19 protein-coding genes are annotated in these 20,019 nt (G+C 47.8%); 12 read left to right on the plus strand and 7 right to left on the minus strand.

Going from position 1 to position 20,019, the window contains the following annotated elements:
• Nucleotides 1-51: 51 nt before the first annotated feature.
• The 3 genes from IEV98_RS13335 to IEV98_RS13345 form a co-directional block, all read right to left on the minus strand.
• Complete coding sequence (locus tag IEV98_RS13335; protein ID WP_188506500.1) at nt 52-1,164, minus strand: endonuclease/exonuclease/phosphatase family protein; 1,113 nt, start codon at nt 1,162-1,164, stop codon at nt 52-54.
• A 137-nt stretch (nt 1,165-1,301) separates the two neighbouring features.
• Nucleotides 1,302-1,724: a DUF1801 domain-containing protein gene (locus IEV98_RS13340; protein WP_188506501.1), complete on the minus strand. Its 423-nt coding sequence runs from the start codon at nt 1,722-1,724 to the stop codon at nt 1,302-1,304.
• 51 nt (nt 1,725-1,775) lie between these two features.
• On the minus strand, nt 1,776-3,137 hold the full coding sequence (locus IEV98_RS13345) for a Gfo/Idh/MocA family protein (protein WP_188506502.1): 1,362 nt from the start codon (nt 3,135-3,137) through the stop codon (nt 1,776-1,778).
• A gap of 161 nt (nt 3,138-3,298) precedes the next feature.
• On the opposite strand from IEV98_RS13345, the gene IEV98_RS13350 reads away from it, so the two are divergent.
• Nucleotides 3,299-3,850, plus strand: coding sequence for a lipocalin family protein (locus tag IEV98_RS13350; RefSeq protein ID WP_188506503.1), 552 nt, complete (start codon nt 3,299-3,301; stop codon nt 3,848-3,850).
• Here IEV98_RS13350 and IEV98_RS13355 read toward each other — a convergent pair.
• The 4 genes from IEV98_RS13355 to IEV98_RS13370 form a co-directional block, all read right to left on the minus strand.
• On the minus strand, nt 3,847-4,695 hold the full coding sequence (locus IEV98_RS13355; protein WP_188506504.1) for a CvfB family protein: 849 nt from the start codon (nt 4,693-4,695) through the stop codon (nt 3,847-3,849). The genes IEV98_RS13350 and IEV98_RS13355 overlap by 4 nt on opposite strands.
• A gap of 99 nt (nt 4,696-4,794) precedes the next feature.
• Nucleotides 4,795-5,259, minus strand: coding sequence for a DUF1569 domain-containing protein (locus IEV98_RS13360; protein WP_188506505.1), 465 nt, complete (start codon nt 5,257-5,259; stop codon nt 4,795-4,797).
• Nucleotides 5,243-5,665, minus strand: coding sequence for a VOC family protein (locus tag IEV98_RS13365; protein WP_229738742.1), 423 nt, complete (start codon nt 5,663-5,665; stop codon nt 5,243-5,245). Before IEV98_RS13365 ends, IEV98_RS13360 begins: the two co-directional genes overlap by 17 nt.
• Nucleotides 5,666-5,722: 57 nt before the next feature.
• Entirely contained in the window at nt 5,723-6,184 is a 462-nt protein-coding gene (locus IEV98_RS13370) for a helix-turn-helix domain-containing protein (protein WP_229738743.1), read from the minus strand.
• Nucleotides 6,185-6,419: 235 nt separating this feature from the next.
• Here IEV98_RS13370 and IEV98_RS13375 point away from each other — a divergent pair, with 235 nt between their 5' ends.
• The 11 genes from IEV98_RS13375 to IEV98_RS13425 all read left to right on the plus strand — a co-directional run bounded on the left by IEV98_RS13375 (nt 6,420) and on the right by IEV98_RS13425 (nt 20,007).
• Nucleotides 6,420-7,043, plus strand: a complete 624-nt coding sequence (locus tag IEV98_RS13375; protein ID WP_188506507.1) for a GyrI-like domain-containing protein — start codon at nt 6,420-6,422, stop codon at nt 7,041-7,043.
• 105 nt (nt 7,044-7,148) lie between these two features.
• Complete coding sequence (locus IEV98_RS13380) at nt 7,149-7,961, plus strand: DUF4349 domain-containing protein (protein ID WP_188506508.1); 813 nt, start codon at nt 7,149-7,151, stop codon at nt 7,959-7,961.
• Between the two features lie 42 nt (nt 7,962-8,003).
• The gene (locus tag IEV98_RS13385; protein WP_188506509.1) at nt 8,004-8,507 is read left to right on the plus strand and encodes a DinB family protein; all 504 of its coding nucleotides are present in this window, start codon (nt 8,004-8,006) and stop codon (nt 8,505-8,507) included.
• A 168-nt stretch (nt 8,508-8,675) separates the two neighbouring features.
• Nucleotides 8,676-9,263 (plus strand): RNA polymerase sigma factor, encoded by a 588-nt coding sequence (locus IEV98_RS13390; RefSeq protein ID WP_229738744.1) that lies wholly within the window; start codon nt 8,676-8,678, stop codon nt 9,261-9,263.
• Nucleotides 9,264-9,385: 122 nt separating this feature from the next.
• A complete protein-coding gene (locus tag IEV98_RS13395) occupies nt 9,386-10,549 on the plus strand; it encodes a FecR family protein (protein ID WP_188506511.1) in 1,164 nt (387 codons plus the stop codon).
• Between the two features lie 287 nt (nt 10,550-10,836).
• Complete coding sequence (locus tag IEV98_RS13400; protein WP_229738745.1) at nt 10,837-14,175, plus strand: TonB-dependent receptor; 3,339 nt, start codon at nt 10,837-10,839, stop codon at nt 14,173-14,175.
• Between the two features lie 19 nt (nt 14,176-14,194).
• Complete coding sequence (locus IEV98_RS13405) at nt 14,195-15,955, plus strand: RagB/SusD family nutrient uptake outer membrane protein (protein ID WP_188506512.1); 1,761 nt, start codon at nt 14,195-14,197, stop codon at nt 15,953-15,955.
• Nucleotides 15,956-15,975: 20 nt separating this feature from the next.
• Complete coding sequence (locus IEV98_RS13410; protein WP_188506513.1) at nt 15,976-16,971, plus strand: IPT/TIG domain-containing protein; 996 nt, start codon at nt 15,976-15,978, stop codon at nt 16,969-16,971.
• A 10-nt stretch (nt 16,972-16,981) separates the two neighbouring features.
• Nucleotides 16,982-17,953 carry a hypothetical protein gene (locus IEV98_RS13415; protein WP_188506514.1) on the plus strand — a complete coding sequence of 324 codons (972 nt, stop codon included), beginning with the start codon at nt 16,982-16,984 and terminating at the stop codon, nt 17,951-17,953.
• Nucleotides 17,954-17,963: 10 nt separating this feature from the next.
• Nucleotides 17,964-19,118, plus strand: coding sequence for an SGNH/GDSL hydrolase family protein (locus tag IEV98_RS13420; RefSeq protein WP_188506515.1), 1,155 nt, complete (start codon nt 17,964-17,966; stop codon nt 19,116-19,118).
• A 130-nt stretch (nt 19,119-19,248) separates the two neighbouring features.
• Nucleotides 19,249-20,007 (plus strand): MerR family transcriptional regulator, encoded by a 759-nt coding sequence (locus IEV98_RS13425; RefSeq protein WP_188506516.1) that lies wholly within the window; start codon nt 19,249-19,251, stop codon nt 20,005-20,007.
• Nucleotides 20,008-20,019: the final 12 nt, after the last annotated feature.

A 20,019-nucleotide genomic window follows, 5' to 3' on the forward strand; every position in this document is an offset into this window, starting at 1 on the left:
CTCATTTGTGGTATACGTTACCGCCTGCCGGTATTTGGAAAGAAAGCTTGATCAGCCGAGATGAATCCGATTGAGGTATTGGATACTGTTGTTATTGTTGATCCTTGCCCATAGCACATTGTGGTCGGACATCTGATAGGTGCGCCAATCTTTATAGTACGTCTGCAATGATTCGTCGGATTCATCGTTCTGCTTGGCATTGGATGATTTCAACAGTTCATCCTTGTAAAAGCGGAAATCTTCATCCAACAACTGAAATACAGAATCGAAAACCTTAATCACCCCCGAATTTGCCTTGCTGTCCACGAAGTCAATGATTTCCTGTTCGCATTTGAATGCAATCTGGTCGTAATGCATGGTTTCAAGAACGTTGGCTTTTTTTGACTTAATACTTTTGGGAATCGTGAAACCATTTTCTTCCAAGGCAAGCATTGTTTTATGATCAGGCCTGATAATATTAAAATCACCTAATAATATCGTTGCTTTCTTGTCTTTGGTCAACACCTTATCCGCCCGCTTGCTAAGGTAGTCTGCTACCGTCTTGATTTCGGAAATCCGTTGTGCCAATCCGGATCGCCCCTCACCATAATAGATATGAACGGTGCAGATATCGAACTTAAACCAGCCGGACTGGAAAGATACCACAAATGGTGTTCTCCTGAATTGTTTACCATGGGCGAGGGGATCGTCGGTTTCCGTAATTTCGGAGTCACTGATCAGCATCTCCTTCGGCAACACGATTTCACCGGCAATATTTTTAAACTGCACCTTGCGTCGATCGAAAACGAATGTGAGGCGTTCCCCATTGCCACCCAGGCCGATATGGGTCACATCAGTAGCAATATAATCCCATGAAGCACCAAGGATATCCATGACTTTTTCCCACTCATCGAGCTCATTTACCTCCTGCACGGCTACGAGATCAAAAGAAGAAATGATTTCGGCAATGTAATACAAACTGTCTTTCGTACGTTGGCCATAACCGCGCCGATTGGACTTGCCAAAATCGCGGATATTCCAAGTAGCAATGGTTAACGCATCTTCGCTCTTTTTTTGAGGAATGTCTCGCTCCAATTGATTCTTCAAAGCAATGATCTTCTGAGCAACGTATTTTCGATGGTTTCGATCTTTAAAATCGTACCGAAGGTTGGAGTAATAGGGCATTTTAGGTCCGTATTTAATGGTTAATTTTCAACGAGCTGTCCTAACTGGATTTAACATGCTTAGCACATTAAAGTTACCTGTTTCCAACCCGAATGGCAATACCAATAAATAGGTATTTTACAGGATGTGTTGTCGCTTTACTTGTATTTCGATTGAAGGAAATCAATGGTTGACACCATTAACTTTTTAAGCGTTTCCGCATTGATGTCAGCAAATTTCTTGACATAGATACAGGCCTTACCCATTTTGAATTTTCCCAGTTCTTTCAGCAAATCATCCTGCTCCGGACAACCAGCGTAAACGTAAAGTGAAATCGCTGCCTTCCGTGGTGAGAACCCCACAAGCGGCCAGTCGCCTTCCTGGCGGCTTCGTTCGGATTTGTAATGATAGCTTCCGAATCCAATGATTGAAGGTCCCCACATTTTGGGTGTATAACCCGTAACCTCCTGCATCAACTTCAGGATTTCGAAGCTATCTTTCTTTTTTTGTTCGCTATCTGCGAATACGTTGATAAACTCGTGAACGTCCGTATCGTTCTGTTTGGTTTTTATTTCGGCCATGGGGTGCTATTCTTATCGTTGACATCCAAGTCTGCAAAAACAATATAAAAACTAACTCTTAAAAGGATGTTGCCAGGGTTTCCGATAGGGCCTCCTCAATAACGCTGTTGCTTCGGGATCATCTATGCATACCCGTTTCTGCGGATCATACCGAAGTGGCCGATTCAATTGCATGGATAGATTGGCCAAGATACAACTGGCTGTCGATATGTGTCCCTCTTCGATATCGGCTACAGGCAAATGATCATGTTCAATAGCCGATAGGAGATCCAGCATATGGCGCCGGGTCGCCGGTGCCGCATTCAGCTCGATTCGAGGCTCATTCAGATCTGCTGGATATTCTTCCTTCTCATAAACGACATCTTTCACCATACGATCACCCCTACCCGTTGGAATAAACTCATATTTCATGGTACTTCCTTTTAGCGTTCCTTTGTCGCCATAAATAATAAATGCCCATGGATACTCCGGGTCTGTAGGGTTTCCCCATGTACGATGCTGCCATATACAATTCAGTTCATCGTATTCAAAGATTGCAGTCTGCGTGTCGGCAATGTTTGACTTCCCTTCTTTTTGGACGTAGATGCCCCCCGTTGCGCTGATTTGCTTCGGCCATCCGAGTTGCAGCAACCAACGCACGGTATCAAACATATGAATACACATGTCGCCCGTAATGCCATTCCCATATTCCATAAAGGTACGCCACCAGCTACCATGCGGCAAACCATCATATGGACGCAAAGGAGCAGGGCCGGTCCACATTTCATAATCAAGGAAATGGGGAACAGGCTCCAGTGGAGGATTTCCATTCTTCCGCATATGATAGTAGCAGCACAGCTCCACGTGCGATATTTTACCGAGCAAGCCCTTATCGATCACATGCTCCTTCGCATCAATCAGATGGGGGGTGCTTCGTCTTTGTGTACCAACCTGTACTTTCCGGTTGTATTGGCGTGCGGTACTAAGTATGGCTTCCCCCTCTAGCACATCAACGCTGACGGGCTTCTGCAAATAAACATGCGCGCCAGACGTCATGGCATCAATGGCCTGGCGTGCATGCCAGTGATCCGGCGTACCGATAAGCACGAGATCCAACCGGTGATCGGCCAGCATCTTCCGGTAATCCCCATACAACGCCGGGACCTTCCGGGAAGCCTGTCGCTCACTGATCAGCTTTCCGGCTTCTTCCAGATGATTCCGATCTACATCGCACACGGCGACGACATCGACGTCGCGGACCTGGATGAGTCTAAAAAGATCGCTCTTCCCGTACCAACCTGCTCCGATTAGGCCAACCCGTAGGGCGCCGGTTGCTCCGGTAAGCGTTACACCCTTAGCCTGTAATGTCGTTAATACCAAAACAGCACCTGCGCCTTGGATGAATTGTCTACGGTTTGGATTATACGTTGTCATTATTGGTCTATTTTTTTAGCTGAAGAAACAAAAACGAATATACTGTTATTTTAATTGATGCACCAAGAACTAATCGGATTAACGTACGAAAACTATCGCCGGTTATAACTGTTACCAAACATACAAGCAATTTTATAACGTATTATTTCAAAAGGCAAAAAATGAAAATCCACGAAAGAACATATTGGTTATTAGGAGCGGGACTGCTGGGTGTAGCCCTGTTTTCCACTTGCGGAAGCATTCCCCGCAATGCCAAGCCCATTGACCATTTCGAGCTCAATCGATACCTCGGCAAGTGGTATGAAATCGCCCGTTTTGACTATCGGTTTGAAAAAAACCTGAATAACGTGACGGCCAAGTACAGCCTCAATGATAATGGAACGGTCCGGGTCGTGAACAGTGGCTTCGACTACAAAAAAAACGAGTGGAAATCTGCAACAGGAAAAGCAAAATTCAGAAACGACAAGCAGACAGCTGCATTAAAAGTTTCCTTTTTCGGCCCCTTCTATTCTGGCTATAATGTCATCGCCATCGATAAAGACTACCAGTATGCTTTAGTTGCTGGCGAAAGCCTGAAGTACCTTTGGATACTATCAAGAACCACTACAATACCTTCCGACGTCAAGCAGGCCTACCTCGAAAAAGCAAAAGCGGTAGGTTATGACACGTCAAAACTCATTTGGGTGGAACATGACAAAGAAAATCCCTACTAGTTCGTCGCATCCGAGGCGGCCAAGAGGTTGATTTCGTAATCACTAAGCGTGATGAGTCGCTCTTTATACAATCCGCCTATTGCTTTCTTAAACGCGCTCTTGCTGATCTGGAAACGGATCTGGATTTCTTCGGGCGTACTTTTATCGCCCAAGCCGATCGTTCCCCCTTCGTCTTTCAGGGCGCGCAGGATCGCTTCTTTGGTATCGAGCACATGCCCGAAACCCTGAGGGCGCAGGCTGAGATCTATCTTCCCCTCAATACGGATATTTTTTATCCATCCTTTACGGATATCACCAATGGCGACATCGGCAAATAATTCATTATGATACAAAAGTCCAATATAGCGATTATTGATAATCGCATTGAAGCCGAGGTCAGTCTTTTCACTGATAAGTAGTTGTACTTCATCCCCTACTTCAAAATCGAAATCGTCTTCTTCAATATATTTATGCAACCGCGACGATGCCAGCATGCGCTGATTCTGCCTATCCAAATAAAGGTAGATGACATGCCTTTGGCCCCGGCGCATCGGTATCCGCTGCTCTTTGATTGGCACATATACGTCTTTGCTGATGCCAAGATCCAAAAATGCGCCGTCTTCTCCGGCATCCACAACCGCTAAATAGGCAAAATCACCGACCTCCGCAAATGCCTGCTTGGTGGTCGCCAACAACTGCCCCGCTTTGTTCAAAAAAACAAAAGCAGTAATCGTGTCGTTGATTTCGGTCTGCGGGGGCACATCAGCGAATGGCAACAAGACTTCACTGTCTCCATCAGACAGGCTTAAGCCGTCACTGTTTTTTCCCGCTACCCGAAAGATATTATACCTTCCTATCGCTGCCATCGTGTATAAATTGCTTCATGTGCATGTGATTTGCTACCAATTAGGCAAAGCTACACAATCCCGGCCATAATCGGCGACGTATAATACATCAAAGCCCCATCACGATATCCCGAATTGCCTCAAATGATGGTCGAAATGTTTATAGGAAAATATACCTATTTGCTCTTTAGACATTTTGCCAAAGAAATCATGGATAAATCGATCGTTCGAAAAATGGGTGTATCCGGCAATTAATCCTACCCACCGTGCCTTCTCGGCAGCCAGATCGCCAAGCTCCGCTTCCTTTATGACATGGATGCCCGCGGGCATGTGCTTTGCCATGGGTTTATCGTTTTTCGTATTACTCTTTAATGCCGCTTTACCAAAAAGCTTTCCGAAGAAATCCTGTTTGTAAATATGATCCGTATACTTGCCGGTTCCCTGCACCCATTCGCCCCAGTTCGTGCAGTGCCTAGCCATCTGGAAAACATTCATTTTTCCCCAAATGGGCTTATGACTTTCGTTGAGCAATTCGATTCTGTTCGTTAATTCGTCTTGGATCAGTTTGTCAAATACCGTTTTCATCGTCAAAATTGCTTATGGGCTGTAGTGAAAAATAGTTTCCAGAGTCGTCTTTAAAGAGGGCTTCTGTTCCATAAAATTCTTTCGCCGGGGCTTTGATGAATTCAACACCTTTTGCTTTTAGCTCTTCATAGGTAGCAAAAACGTCATGGCAGGTCAAGACACCGCATCCGAACACGCCTTGTTTGATTAGATCGGTCAACGTATCGACGATTTTTTGAGGAAACATCTTGCTTACCGTAACTGGAAATAATACCAGCTGCAGGTCCGGTTGATCGGGTGGCGAAACGGTAAGCCACCGGGTGCCCGGTCCCATGGGGATATCGTCCACAACCCTGAATCCCAATTTGTTCACATAAAAATCATACGCGCTATCTTGGTCTATAACGTGTATGTTAGTAACAGTCATTTTTGTAATCATTTTGCTCTTTTTAAATTAATACATGGTGCAAAGTTCCACATTGAATCAATCTCCCACTTCTTCAAAATTGCTATTTTCAAACCAACCATGCTGATAGGCATAACAGCCGGGCACATAAGCGTGTGGGTTCTTGCTTATTCGCTGCTTCGTTTGCTGGTGCCGTTTTGAATAAGCTGATGGTGATTGTCCGACGATTGTAGTAAACAGGGTACTGAAAGAGGAAAGGCTTTCGAAGCCGACGGCAAAGCAGGTTTCCGTAATGGAAAGGTTTTGTGCTAACAACACTTTAGCTTGTGCTATCCGGAGGTGTTTCAAATAGTGGTGAGGCGTTTTGCCGTAGATTGATTTAAAAAGGCGTATAAAATGAAATTTCGAAAAGTAAGCCTCCCCAGCAATGCCATCCAGATCAATTTTTTCTGAGTAGTTGCTATCAATGAACAGTTTGGCCTGTACAACTCGTCTGTACAGATAAACCTTCTGATGGTAAGCTGTAGCGATCATATGCATGGTACCGTGTATATCATCTTGTTTGCCTTATTAAAATAAGTGGGCTTTAGCAAAGGTAACGACTTACTTTCTGCATTACATGGCCAAGTTTGCCAAGTTAGCGGGGGCTTTCGGACAATTTTCAGCTTTGCACAAAAAGCGCATCACTTTTTACGCAGTGCAAATTGCCCGACTGCCATAGGGCTGTCGCTCGGGCGAATTTAATTTGCCTGTAAAATCATTAAAGAAAACAGATATGGAAAAATTAGACCTGACGAAACGGTACAAAACGTATTACACCGCCAAAACAACCCCCGAACTGGTGGATATCGAACCGGCACAATTTCTGGCCCTGACCGGCAAGGGTGACCCATCCGGACTGCCGTTTTCCGAAAAGTTGCAAGCGCTCTATGCCACCGCCTATGCCATAAAATTTGAGTGCAAAAAGTCTGGCAGAGATTTCACCGTTCCGAAACTGGAATGCCTATGGTGGTATGACGAGCATCACTTCGGCAGATCTTCCATGTCCGAAACACCGCTGGATGTTCCAAGGAGTCAATGGGAGTATCGCCAATTGATCCGCATGCCAGAATATATCACCGGAGAGGACGTACGGAAAGGAATTGAATCTATACGTGCTAAAAAGAAGTCAGACCTTGTTACGGATATCGAACTTTACCGGATAGCGCCAGGAAAATCCGTACAAATACTGCACATAGGCCCCTTTTCGAAGGAGCCGGAGTCGTTGATTAAGTTAGCTGAATTTATGGAAACCAAAAAGCTGGAACGAAACGGCCTGCACCATGAAATCTATTTGTCCGACTTCAGGAAGACCGCTCCAGAAAAATTAAGGACTATTTTGAGGGAGCCCGTGAAGTAGTGGAAGAATGGGCGCTTGGGTTACCTTTCTACCCCAAGTGTATAAACGGCATGAATGACGTTTCAAGTGTACCTGTTCACCAATTAAACTCAAAAAACCACAGCGATGATGACCCGTCTTTGTAAACCTTTATTCCCCGGTTTTTATCTATTGCTTTTGCTTGTTGTGTTTCTTTCCTCTTGTGGCTCCAGCGAAAAAAACCAACTGGCAGCGGATGAATCGATGCAAGCGATCACGGCAGAAGCCCCCGCAACCGTAGGCGATACGGAACGGAAGTTGGTAAAAACAGGAAGCGTTACTTTCGAAACATCTAGCCTGTCCGAGACTAAGAAACAGATCGATGCCGCTGTTAAGAAACATAACGCCTATATCGCGAGCGAGCAAGCCTATACTTCACCAAGCAGTCAAAATTACACATTGATTGTACGGATGCCGGCCAATCACTTTGATGTACTCCTGGCCGATGCTACGGCTGGCGTTGGTAAGTTTGACAGCAAAGATATCGGGATACAGGATGTCACCGAGGAATTTGTGGATGTACAAGCTAGGGTTCGGACAAAAAAAGAACTCGAGAGCCGTTATTTGGAATTGCTGAAAAAGGCAAACCAAATCAGTGAGATCCTGGACATCGAAAAACAGATCGGTGAATTACGCGCTGATATCGAAGCAGCAGAAGGGCGTATGCGTTACCTCAGCAACCAGTCTGAATATGCAACCCTTACCATTTCCTATTATGTGTCGACGAAACCCCAGGTCGAATTTGCCACGAAATTCAAGCAGGGCATTACCACCGGGTGGGACAATTTTATGTGGATGCTCGTTGGGCTGGTACACATTTGGCCGCTCATTCTCCTAGCGATATTGCTTGTTTGGCTATTCAGGTACTGGAGAAAGAAAAAGCGCACCATTGATCGATAGGAAGTCTCAGATTTACTTATTTTTGTATATAAATCACGCGTTATGATATTGAAATCTTTAATCGCCGAGTTTGAACACGAAGTAGACAGTACCAGAAAGTTACTACAGGCTGTTCCAGAAAAAGATATTGACTATAAACCTGCCGAGATTTCGTGGACGATGGGCGAGCTTGCACAGCACATTGCCACGATATATTACTGGTATGTAGGAACGCTCACCGAAGACGTGTACGATCTGGCAGCCGATACGCTTGAGCGGGGAGCACCGGGAGATATCAAAGCTACGCTTAACCTCTTTGAGAAAAATGTCGAAATGGCCAGGTCCGCACTGCAAGCGGCAACTGAAGAAAGTCTGCAGCATCACTGGACGATGAAAGTCGGCGATCGTATCGTGCTTGGCCCGCTGCCCAGAGGTGTCGTTGCCCGGAGTTTTCTCTTTAACCACGTTTATCATCACCGTGGCGAAATGATCGTTTACTTACGTGCAACCGGCAATAAAGTGCCCGGCCTTTACGGGCCAACCTACGAAGACAACCCTGGTCGCTAATCACGGCCTAACACTTCAGGCCCGTTACTGGGGCCATTCAATTTTTAATGCAGGAGAGGGCAGGATGGTTTTCTATTTCCTTTTTCCCTACCTTTGTTCTTGTTGTAAATCAATTATAAATTCAGCTTCTTACACATTATTGCCATAATTTGGTGCATGCTCTTGGCTATGGACGAAGATAAGGACGGAGAAAAAGCGTTATTGGTGCAGTTGCGCGATGGTAGCTATGAAGCGTTCGAAACTATTTATCACCGGTATAAAGTCCGACTGGCCTCATCGATGCTGAAGTTACTGAAATCTGTCGATCTGGTAGACGACATTCTCCAAGATCTATTTATCCGGCTATGGGAAAATCGAGAAAAAATAGACCCTGAATTATCCATACAAGCCTATTTATTCCGCATCGCACAAAACTTGGCCTATGACACGTTCAGAAAGGCATCAAAAGATAGGCTACTTTTCGACCGCATTTATGGCGCCCTTCGCCTCAGCGAGTCCAACATCGAAGAGCGTATCGTCGCCGATGAAGAGCGTCGATTACTAGAGGCTGCCATTGCCCTACTGCCCCCAAAGCGAAGAGAGGTCTTTGTGCTCTGCAAATTAGAGTCGAAAAGCTACGAAGAGGTTAGCCGCTTATTAAACATCAGCTTAAGCACGATCAATGACCATATCTATAAAGCAAACGTATTTCTTAAGCAACAGTTAACCCAACACGCCCTTTCCCTAATCCTTATCTTTTTATCGGCAGTCGGCTAGTCCGGCATTCATTTTTCCAACTGAAAATCAACCAGCTGCATTTATTCTGCACGTCGGAGCAGGTGGTTTTTCTGCCAACGACGTATTACCAGAGAAGAACACCCGGAATACCGATTATGGAAATGAAACAGTTGTTTCTGAAATACATGCGTAATGAGATTACCCAGCAAGAGCTGAAGGAGCTCTTCCGCTATTTCGGGAGTCCAGAAAACCGCGAACAGCTCGACGCGCTTATATATCGTGAGCTTTGCAAAGAGGATCGTTACGAGTCGGCGGCACTCACTGAGCTATTTACCACCCTGGATGACAAGGTACTTTGTCAGATCAAGTCGCAAGGAATAGTCCATGATATGGAAAGCTCACCGCGTGCTCAAAACTATCGGATATGGAAGCGCATAGCGATCGCAGCCGCCCTCCTGATCGTCCTAGCCACCGGGATAGCGCTTTTCCTGCGAAAGGAAAACACCCACCCGCCATCGGAAGAATTTACGCAGCTATCCGACATTCCACCCGGATACAACCGAGCTATTCTTACGGTTGGTAGTGGTACTCCTTTGGAGCTGGATAGCACGAAAACTGGGATACAAATCGAGGACGGACAAGTCCAATATAATGACGGCACTGTTATCGAAACATCGTCGAAAACCCGGCAATATGCGGTGCTCTCAACACCAAATGGCGGAAATTACACCATCACGCTTCCCGACGGGACAATAGTATGGTTGAATGCGGCGTCTACATTGCGATACCCCCTGGCGTTTACAGGTGACTCACGTGAAGTGGTGCTCGACGGCGAGGCCTACTTCGAAGTACACAAGAATCACAAACAGCCGTTTATCGTTGTCAGCCATGGCCAGCGGGTTACGGTATTGGGAACCACATTTAACATCAACGCTTACTTAGATGAAGGGGAAATAGCAACCACATTGGTGGAAGGAGCAGTCGAGGTAACGAAACAAGGAGCAGATGGGCCCCAACGGTTATATCCGGGGCAGCAGGCGGTATTTAAAAACAATAAGTTCGACATCAAGCCTGTGGATGTGGAATATTATACCAATTGGCGTACAGGCAAATTCACGTTTGACCGGGTAAAACTAGCTATCGTATTGCGTCATATAGAACGTTGGTACGATGTAGAGTTTGTCGGATCGTCTACCATTGGAGACATACCTTTTTGGGGATCACTATCGCGTGAAGTAATGCTATCCGAATTATTGGACGTACTGACGCTAAACACGGGACTGACATTTAAAAGAGAAGGGAGGAAAATCATGATGAAACCATAACCACTGAAGCTTGACAAAAAAACCGAATCCCGATTGCAGTCAGGATCCGGCACAATCGTCAGGCAAAACCAGCATCATCGATTAAAGGAACTAATTTGTAAACCTGACATACAAACTTAGCGAATAGCAGCAAGGAAAGCAATTTTTCCTACCGTCGGCTAGCTCGTTGGGGATGTATCCAAGCAACCAATTACATGTATAAAAAGATGTATGCCACTGGGCATCAAACGTTTCGTTTGTTAGTCTCCGGAGGCTTAACGACACCCATCATACGCCGCATTCTGATTATGAAATTAACGACTCTGCTACTTTTGATTGGCGTTTTCCAAGTTTCAGCTTACACTTATGCGCAACGCATCGACCTATCCGTAAAAGAAACCTCGCTAGCATCAGTATTGCTAACCATACAAGCACAGACCGGTTACAATTTCCTGCTCAAAGCCGAATATATAGACCGGGCCAAGCCGGTTAGCCTCACCGTTAGCGATAAATCGCTCGAAGAGGTCTTACCGCTTTTGCTTGCCGGCCAACCGTTCGACTATCAAATCAAGGGAAAAATAGTGACCATCGTCCCGAAAAAGCAGATAGCCACCCCTACATGGCAACAGCAACAGGAGGTATCGGGCCAGGTTACGGACTCGCTGGGTACGCCATTGGATGGGGTATCCGTCTTCGTAAAAGGCACCTCCAGAGGAACCGCCACCGATGCAAAAGGGCTATTCAGCATACAAGCCGAGCCCGGCGAGGTGTTAACATTTAATAATGTGGGATTCCTCGCTACGGAGCACACCATCGCAGTCGGCCGGACCACGGTAAACATTGTCCTTCAATCGCAATCATCAGATCTGGATGAGGTAGTCGTCATCGCATATGGCACCCAAAAGAAGCTTACCGTTACAGGAGCTATCGCCTCGATCCAAACCAAGGAAATCAGGCAAAGTCCTGCAGCCAATCTCGCGGTCACACTTGCCGGGCGTCTTCCGGGGCTTACGGCGCTACAGCGGAGCGGCGAGCCGGGCCGGGACCACACAGCGCTCTTCCTTCGGGGTATGGGTACGCTCAATGCAACGGCACCAATTATACTTGTTGATGGTGTCGAACGCGAAATGACCTACATCGACCCGAATGAGGTGGAAAGTGTTTCTATTTTAAAGGATGCTTCTTCTACAGCCCTTTTCGGCGTACGGGGGGCAAACGGTGTCATCCTGGTCACCACCAAACGTGGCAAGAGCGGCCAGCCAGCCATTGGATTCATTTATGAACACGGTGCTCAAGGATTCACCCGTACCCCATCCATCATCGACTCTTACGATTGGGCCCGCCTACGCAACCAAGCATGGGCCAACGACAATCCCGGTATCGATCCCATGGACCCGGTCAACCAGCCGCCGTATTCGGAATACGCATTAGACCGGTTCAAGTTTCAAGACTATCCAGAGGCCTATCCAAACACCGACTGGCAAGCACTCCTTTTTAATGACTATGTGGGCCAACAGCGCTACAACCTCAATATCAGTGGTGGCGGAGACTATGTGCAGTATTTCGTCAATGTAGGCTACCTAGACCAAGGCGGTCAATGGAAAATCAGTCCGGATGTTACCGAATACGACCCTGCGGGTTTCCTTAAACGCTATAACTTCCGCTCAAACATCGACGCCAAACTAAACAAAAGCGGATCATTAAGCACCTTTCTCAATGCCGCAGGGTACTTCGAACAGGTCAATTCGCCCAATGCGAATACCGACGAGATATTCAGGCGTACGTACAGTTTCTTTCCCGTCGTATTGCCCGGGCCGCTGACACCAGACGGTGAAGTGCTGATCGGCCCCGGCAACTATAACGTGTCTCCGTGGGCGTTGATTAACAGATCAGGCTACCGCCGGGAAACAAGAAATAACATCACGGCCTCCTGGGGGTTAAATCAAGATTTGAAGTTTTTGACCGAGGGGTTAGCTGCCAAGTTCATGGTATCATTTGATACGCGAACCGTATACAACCTTACCGCCTCAAAAGACTACCAACGCTGGATACAGTTGATCGATCCGAATACCTCAAACCACTTGGGGATGGATAGCATCGAATACCGCAGGATGTTTCTGGAAATCGAAAACACGCCGTTAAGCATCGGAAGCGGGTCTAACTTTCAATCCTTTTTCAACTTCCAGTTCACGACAAACTATCACCGGGTGTTCGATGAGCGCCATTCCGTTACCGGGATGCTGCTCGCCCAGCAAGAAACCCGTGTGATGCCCAATGACCGGCTACCCTTTAACCTTCGTGGTATTTCACTGCGTGCCATGTATGGATACGACAACAAATACTTCGCCGAGTTCAATGCAGGATACAATGGGTCGGAGCAATTTGCCAAAGGCCGGCGCTACGGCTTTTTTCCGACCATCTCCGGGGGATGGGTGATCTCAAACGAAGACTTCATGGCAAGCCAGGATTTGATCACTTTGCTGAAGGTAAGGGCGTCCTATGGCCGCGTTGGCAGTGACAGGTTGGGAGGAAGGCGGTTTCTTTACCTGGATGATATTCAACGGCAAACAGGCGGAGGTTACAGCTCCTCGTTGGGCCGGGGCGGCAAAATCGGCGAAAACTATATCGGCAACCCTCTCATCCAGTGGGAAATAGCAAATAAAACAAATCTCGGGATTGAGCTGGGTTTATTAAACGACATCACCCTCACGGTAGATCTGTTTAATGAAAATCGGGATAATATCCTGATAAACAGGCAAACAGTCCCCATCGTTTACGGAATCGAGGCAAACCGGATGAGCCCCGTCAATATGGGAAAAGTTGAGAACAAAGGCTATGAAATCGAGCTGAACTATAATAAGCGCCTAAATGACGACTGGTCAATCATTTCGAAGCTCAACTATAATTTTGCACGCAATAACGTTGTATTCTCAGACGAATTGCAATATCCTGATGACTATGCATACCGATTCAGGCAAACCGGGTACCGTATCGGCCAGGTTTTCGGCTACCCCCTCCGCGACGGTTATTACTCAAGTTACGAGGAGATCGCGGCCGAAGGCTTAAACTATGTCGGTTACACCGCTCGACCGGGCGACTTTAAATACACCGACACCAATAGCGATGGAATGATCGACGAACGGGACATGATCCCGATGGGCTATTCCGCTATCCCGGAATATACCTTTGGCGGTGCCTTTAGCATAACCTACCGTGATTTTGACGTGTCATTTCTATTGCAGGGCATTCTCAATGTTTCCCAACCCCTGTCAGGATTGGGCACCATGAGTTTATACGACTACCGGGAGCGTCATCTACACGCGTGGACACCGGAGCGTGCGGCGTCAGGGGAAGACATCAGGTATCCCAGGCTTTCCACCGGTGGATCGCTAAGCGAACGCGACTTCAACTCATTTTTCATTGAAGACCGCAGTTTCATCCGGCTGAAAAATGCCGAGATCGGGTATCGCCTCCCCCTCAAATTAATCCAACGGATCGGCGCCAAAGAGGTACGTATATACACGAACGGATTGAACCTATTTACCTGGGACCGGATGCGGACCAAAGATTTTGACCCCGAGGTCAATGATTCTTTGAGCTACCCCGTATACCAGGTTTTTAACGGCGGAGTAACCGTCACCTTTTAACGCTATTAATCATTCAGACATGAGCAATAACAAGCTATTCTATCGGTGTTTATTTGCCATACTTTTGGTAACAAGCTGCCAAAAGAATCCATTGGACATCATGCCAGACGGACGCCTGACCCTCGAACAGGTATTTGCGGACGAGTTGATGGCATCCGAATACTTAAACACCATCTACGACAATGTAAATCCTTACGGCACGGCATATAATTACTTTACACTGTTGGCTGGCTTCTCCGACGAAGCCCATGACAATGACTTTCCCCAAGATATGGGTCGCCCGCCATCGCGGTGGTATAATGGCGAGTTACGGCCGAATTGGAATCCGCTCGATATCCAGTTTTCCACCGGCTCAACAGACTCCGAAACCAACGGCAACTACTACCGCAAAAACTGGGCAGGAATACGCCAAACCAATATCTTTCTGGCCTACATCAACACCACGCCGTATGCCAACCCGCAGGTAAAGGCCCGGCTGGTTGCCGAAGCGAAAGTACTCCGAGCGTTCCTGTACTGGGAGTTGATCAAGATGTATGGAGGGATGCCGGTTGTCGACAAACCCTTCACTGCTGATTTCCAGTTTGAGTCGCTGCCCCGCCAAACATTTCAGGAATGTGTGGCATTTATCAAACAAAACTGTGATGAGGCCATTGCCGAGCAATACTTTCCCTATCGCATTACCACAGAGCCGGAGCGGGGCCGTTTTACCAAAGCCGTCGCTCATTCCATCCGTTCACAGGCTTTGCTGTTTGCAGCCAGTCCCTTGTGGAATGCAGGCGATGACCAAAACCGCTGGGTCGAAGCCGCCGAAGCCGCGAAACAATCGCTGGAAGCACTGCAAGCAAACAACTACGTATTGCATCCGGACTATGAATCGTATTTCTACGGCCGCACCGATATTAGTGTCAACCCCTCCGACAAGGAAACCATCTTCGAGATCAAACCCTACCGTGCTCATGAATTCAGCCACCTGATGTTCCGTATGCACGCGATTCCGACATTGGGCGGGGACAAAGCCGGCAACAGTCCTTCCCAGGAACTGGTGGATGCTTACGATATGGCCAATGGCGAGCCCGCAATAACAGGCTACTATGATGAGGACCATCTCTATCCGATTATCAATACCACTTCGGGTTATGACGAGGCAAATCCATATACCGATCGGGATCCACGGTTTTATGCCACGGTATGGTATAACAATGCCTACTATGGAGAAATCAACGGCCAGCCCTACCACATCCAATCCTACCTGGGTGGCGCAGACGGGATATCCAGCATTATGCAACGCACCGGCAACGGCTACTATCTCCGCAAATTCAGGGACCCGAAACAATTGGATCCCAATACCGGAACCGCTAGGTTTAAAAAATACCGCCTCGGTGAGCTCTATCTCAATTACGCCGAAGCGGCCAATGAAGCCTATGGCCCAACACCCGAAGTCTACCAGGCAATCAACGCTATTCGCGACCGCGTAGACATGCCTCAACTGCCTGAGGGGCTCGGGAAAGCCGAAATGCGCGAACGCATACACCGTGAGCGCCGGGTCGAACTCGCTTTTGAAGAACACCGTTTCTGGGATGTGAGACGTTGGAAAATCCTGAACATGACCGATAAACTGACAACAGGCATGGAGTGGACCAAAGCAGGCGACAGCTTCACCGGCCGGCGCATCGTAACTGGTCGCCGTAAATCCTGGACCGACAATCACTTGATTTTCCCCATTCCGTTGGGTGAGCTAACACTGATGCCCCTTTGGGAACAAAATCCGGGTTGGGACTAATTAAGCGTAATTATTTTCTAATGAAACATACAAAAGACATGAAGCACAGCATGATAGCAAACTGCGGCATTCGCTGGACCATCGGCATTGCCATATTGGTCGCGATGCTGCACGCGTGCAGCGAAGAAGAAAAATTGCCTGTCAATACCGCGCCTATACCACGGATTATTGAACTGCAACCCACCAATGCCGCCGCCGGGGATCGCCTCTCCATCATCGGTATCAATTTTTCAGAAAATGCCAACGAGAATGAAGTCAAATTCAACCAACAAGTCGTTGACGTGGTCGCCGTATCCGATACCCTCATCCAAGTAATCGTACCGGAACTACCCGGCAATGTCGTCGGTGTATCCGTGCGCAGTCATGGAAAGATATCCAATAAGCGAAATCTCTCACTGGTGCGGGTTAAAACCTTTACTGACGAGTTCGATAGGACGGACGTACCCCCCGTAGGCAGCGAAACCACGCCCAACCCCATTGGTAATAACTGGCAGATTGTCAATGGGACGTTCGAATTAAAAGGCGGTGCATTATTCAGTCAAGCTGGCGGAGCGGAGTCCTACATGCTCTACCGCGATCCGGACTTAGTGATGAATGTGGGCGATGGCAATTACTTTAAATTGAGTGCCACGATGAAATCCTCGCCAGAATCTTTTGGAGGTATTATCTTTAATGCCCAGAGCGACAACAAACGGTTTTACCTATTGCGGACCACGAATAACATGCTGCAACTCCTAAAGACCGGTAATAATGGATTGGGCCATTGGGTCAACATCATGATCAATGAAACGTTCGACGGATTTGCCGCCAACACAAACTATCAAGCCGAAGTTACGTCATCGCAACCCGGCCGGATCACGGTTAAAGTCTCGGATGCGGCAACCGGCGGGATATTAGTGGAACGCACCGTCGAAGACCCTGAACCCTATTTAGGTGGATCGCCCGGATTTTACTACTTCGGGTTAGCAAACCCCGTAGACATTTCTTTTGATAATCTTTCTGTAGAAGTCCTTTAACTTTAACAACATGATGAAGACAATGGTTTCAAACCGATATACATTGCTACTGGCCTTATTCAGCTGGAACTGCGCAACCGAAACTCCCGCACAACAAACACATGCACCGCTACCTAGTCAGGATACGGCATCCTTAATCGGAGATCGTCTATTCGAGCGCGGCTTAACACTCAAACGGGCACAGGGCCCTTCGGCAGGCACGATACGTCCATTCGGCGACAGTGCCCAACCAGCCGTTTGGGAGCTTGCCGAGTGGGGAAGCAAGTTTGAGCTTTCCGACGATGACAAGACAACCGAAGGCGATTGTGTCGTGTATCGAAATGACGGAAAAGCCATTACCTTTGGTCGCCAGTCCGACGGGATGCACCTGTCGATGGACGTGATCACCTCCACCGAGTACAAGGCACCGCGGCAGCAGAACCAGGCTTGGCCCCATCTTTTGGTCGAACAGGCCTTCCCCGAAAAACTTTACCTTAAGGATTTAAAGGGTCTGCTCCTCAAGTTTAACGGCAGGCTCACCAAAGCCGAAATGAAAATGCCCGAAAGCGCGTTCAATCCCGGCCTGCACACCGCGCAATTCCAACTTTTTATTACCATACAAGACCTCAATCCAAATTCCGCTTACTACGGGGACTACCTCTGGTTTGGGATACCGTTCTATGACTACCGCTATGAACAGATTCCGCTATATGCAGCACAGGACGTTGGAAAAGGTGATGCCACCGGCAAGTTTATCTACAGCTTAGCAACCGCTGACTACATGACCGGCACATTCCACGGCGGAAATTGGATCGAGGTCGAAAAAGACATCTATCCGAAGATTACCGAGGCACTGGAACTGGCCAAAAAAAGGGGTTACCTGACCGGCTCATTTTTCGACGACTTCCAGATTTCGGGCATGAATCTCGGGTGGGAAGTACCGGGCACTTTTGATGCCGGTTTTGAATTCAAGGATTTCGATCTGCTGGCCATCACCGAATAATAACGATAGCATGAACGGCACTACCTCCCTCCTTTCACTCGCACTGATCGGCATGGCTTGCCATATCGGCCAAGCGCAGCCAGCAGATACCCTAGACCGCCATTGGCCTGCATACATCAGCCTGGACGACTATATGGTGCCCTTTCTTGTGGCCGATACCATCCATGACGAAACCATCGTGTTCATCCAGGAGGGAAATGCACTGCCCACCGGAAATCTGTTGTTTCCGGCAAAGGCCATCCTGTCGGTACGGGATGTTTATTTAGACAGGCAGTATAAAGAAGGCAGAGACTGGATAAGATCGGGGCAACGGATAATCCGTACCGACTCATCCCGCATGCCCTATTTTCGAAAAGAAGAGTTAGTGTATGCGCAAGAAAAGAAGGGCATTTCGCAGCCCGGTAAATTGCCTGGTACGTTTGTGCTTTTCAGCGAACAGGAATTAATACGGTCACGGCAGATTGCCGTGACCTATATCCCAGATAGAACCCAAGGCAGTTATCCCAAGCAGTTGCATCCTAGTGATAAATTGCCCCAAACCACCGAAAAGCTAGCACGCAAGCAACCGCTGCAGGTCGTGTTTTGGGGTAACAGCATCGAAACCGGCGCTAATAGCAGCGGCTTCATGCATGTCCCACCGTTTATGCCGAATTGGGCGCAACTCTTTGTCTACCAGCTTCGGCGGCAATTTGATAGTCCCGTCTCCTTTGCCAACCTGGCCGTTGGTGGTAAAACGGCCGATTGGGGATTACAGGAAATTAATCGGGTTATCGAACAACAGCCCGATCTGGTCGTGATTGGCTTCGGCATGAACGACGGCACGTTCCGCGTACCGGCGGACACCTTTACCAACCGGATTAAGCAAATCGTACATCGTGTAAGGAACCTGCAGCCCCATTGTGAATTCATCGTCATCACGCCTATCCTCGCCAATCCAAACGCCATCCAGGACCAGCTCCAATACGAATATCGGCAGCCGCTACTCGCACTGGAGACCAAGGGCGTCGCTATCGCGGATATGACCTACTGGCACCGTTGGTTGCTTACCCACAAATCCTACCAGGATATGACTGGAAATAACATCAACCATCCAAACGACTACCTTGCCCGGTGGTATGCCCAAGTACTTTCGGCCCTTTTTATTCCTTACTCAACCAAAAATTAATACCGTCGCGTTGTTTACAAATACAACAATTTGACTAACAACGCATTACAAAAAAATTGAAAATTTTTCTTGACGCTAACGCGACGTCATACCCTACCTTTGCTTGCAGTAACAAATAAAACAGCGAACAATGAAGGAGTATACCGTAAAAAAGTTAGCAAAGATGGCAGGTGTAAGTGTTCGCACACTCCACCACTACGATCAAATCGGATTGCTCAAGCCGTCCATCCGAACCGACGCCCGGTATCGAGTGTACGGCGAACGTGAGTTACTGCGCCTACAGCAGATCCTATTCTACCGAGAACTTGATTTCGAGTTGAAAGCGATCGGCAACCTATTGGACAGCCACAATTTTGACCTGGTTGGCGCGCTGGAGAGTCAAAAACAGATGTTGCTATCACGGCGGAAACGCTTGGATACACTGGTAGCTACGCTAGATAAAACAATGCTTCACTTAAAAAATAAAACGATGATGAATCCCGAAGAATTATACGAAGGGCTGCCCAAAGAACAGGCAGCGGCCTGGCGCATGGAAGCCAAGGAAAACTGGCCAGAACAGGTGGCACATGCGGAACGTGAACTGATGAGATTAAGCAAGGCAGATTTCAAAGCGTTGCAAGACGGTTTCAAAGCCAATGTCGAGCAACTGGCCATGATGAGCCACCTGGATCCCGCTGGTTCCGATGTGCAAGCAGCGATTGCACAACATTATCACTACATCCTCCGGTTTTGGGGCAAGGCAGACGATGCAGCAGAAGCCTACCGGGGCCTCGGTGACTTGTATGCCAACGATCCCAGGTACACACAAGTAGATGGCGTACCGGCAGAGACATTCGGTAACTTCCTGCAACGAGCCATCCACCATTATGTGGATATGCAGTTGCGGTGACCAGTCGATTTC

Origin of the sequence: Parapedobacter pyrenivorans (assembly GCF_014636865.1) — a bacterium.
In the GTDB taxonomy this organism is placed as follows: Bacteria; Bacteroidota; Bacteroidia; order Sphingobacteriales; family Sphingobacteriaceae; genus Parapedobacter; species Parapedobacter pyrenivorans.

Excerpts from the sequence above, each read along its gene's own strand:
- IEV98_RS13335 (WP_188506500.1), bottom strand. The coding sequence starts at position 1,164 with ATGCCCTATTACTCCAACCTTCGGTACGATTTTAAAGATCGAAACCAT.
- IEV98_RS13340 (WP_188506501.1), bottom strand. The coding sequence starts at position 1,724 with ATGGCCGAAATAAAAACCAAACAGAACGATACGGACGTTCACGAGTTT.
- IEV98_RS13345 (WP_188506502.1), bottom strand. The coding sequence starts at position 3,137 with ATGACAACGTATAATCCAAACCGTAGACAATTCATCCAAGGCGCAGGT.
- IEV98_RS13350 (WP_188506503.1), top strand. The coding sequence starts at position 3,299 with ATGAAAATCCACGAAAGAACATATTGGTTATTAGGAGCGGGACTGCTG.
- IEV98_RS13355 (WP_188506504.1), bottom strand. The coding sequence starts at position 4,695 with ATGGCAGCGATAGGAAGGTATAATATCTTTCGGGTAGCGGGAAAAAAC.
- IEV98_RS13360 (WP_188506505.1), bottom strand. The coding sequence starts at position 5,259 with ATGAAAACGGTATTTGACAAACTGATCCAAGACGAATTAACGAACAGA.
- IEV98_RS13365 (WP_229738742.1), bottom strand. The coding sequence starts at position 5,665 with ATGACTGTTACTAACATACACGTTATAGACCAAGATAGCGCGTATGAT.
- IEV98_RS13370 (WP_229738743.1), bottom strand. The coding sequence starts at position 6,184 with ATGCATATGATCGCTACAGCTTACCATCAGAAGGTTTATCTGTACAGA.
- IEV98_RS13375 (WP_188506507.1), top strand. The coding sequence starts at position 6,420 with ATGGAAAAATTAGACCTGACGAAACGGTACAAAACGTATTACACCGCC.
- IEV98_RS13380 (WP_188506508.1), top strand. The coding sequence starts at position 7,149 with ATGATGACCCGTCTTTGTAAACCTTTATTCCCCGGTTTTTATCTATTG.
- IEV98_RS13385 (WP_188506509.1), top strand. The coding sequence starts at position 8,004 with ATGATATTGAAATCTTTAATCGCCGAGTTTGAACACGAAGTAGACAGT.
- IEV98_RS13390 (WP_229738744.1), top strand. The coding sequence starts at position 8,676 with ATGGACGAAGATAAGGACGGAGAAAAAGCGTTATTGGTGCAGTTGCGC.
- IEV98_RS13395 (WP_188506511.1), top strand. The coding sequence starts at position 9,386 with ATGAAACAGTTGTTTCTGAAATACATGCGTAATGAGATTACCCAGCAA.
- IEV98_RS13400 (WP_229738745.1), top strand. The coding sequence starts at position 10,837 with ATGAAATTAACGACTCTGCTACTTTTGATTGGCGTTTTCCAAGTTTCA.
- IEV98_RS13405 (WP_188506512.1), top strand. The coding sequence starts at position 14,195 with ATGAGCAATAACAAGCTATTCTATCGGTGTTTATTTGCCATACTTTTG.
- IEV98_RS13410 (WP_188506513.1), top strand. The coding sequence starts at position 15,976 with ATGAAACATACAAAAGACATGAAGCACAGCATGATAGCAAACTGCGGC.
- IEV98_RS13415 (WP_188506514.1), top strand. The coding sequence starts at position 16,982 with ATGATGAAGACAATGGTTTCAAACCGATATACATTGCTACTGGCCTTA.
- IEV98_RS13420 (WP_188506515.1), top strand. The coding sequence starts at position 17,964 with ATGAACGGCACTACCTCCCTCCTTTCACTCGCACTGATCGGCATGGCT.
- IEV98_RS13425 (WP_188506516.1), top strand. The coding sequence starts at position 19,249 with ATGAAGGAGTATACCGTAAAAAAGTTAGCAAAGATGGCAGGTGTAAGT.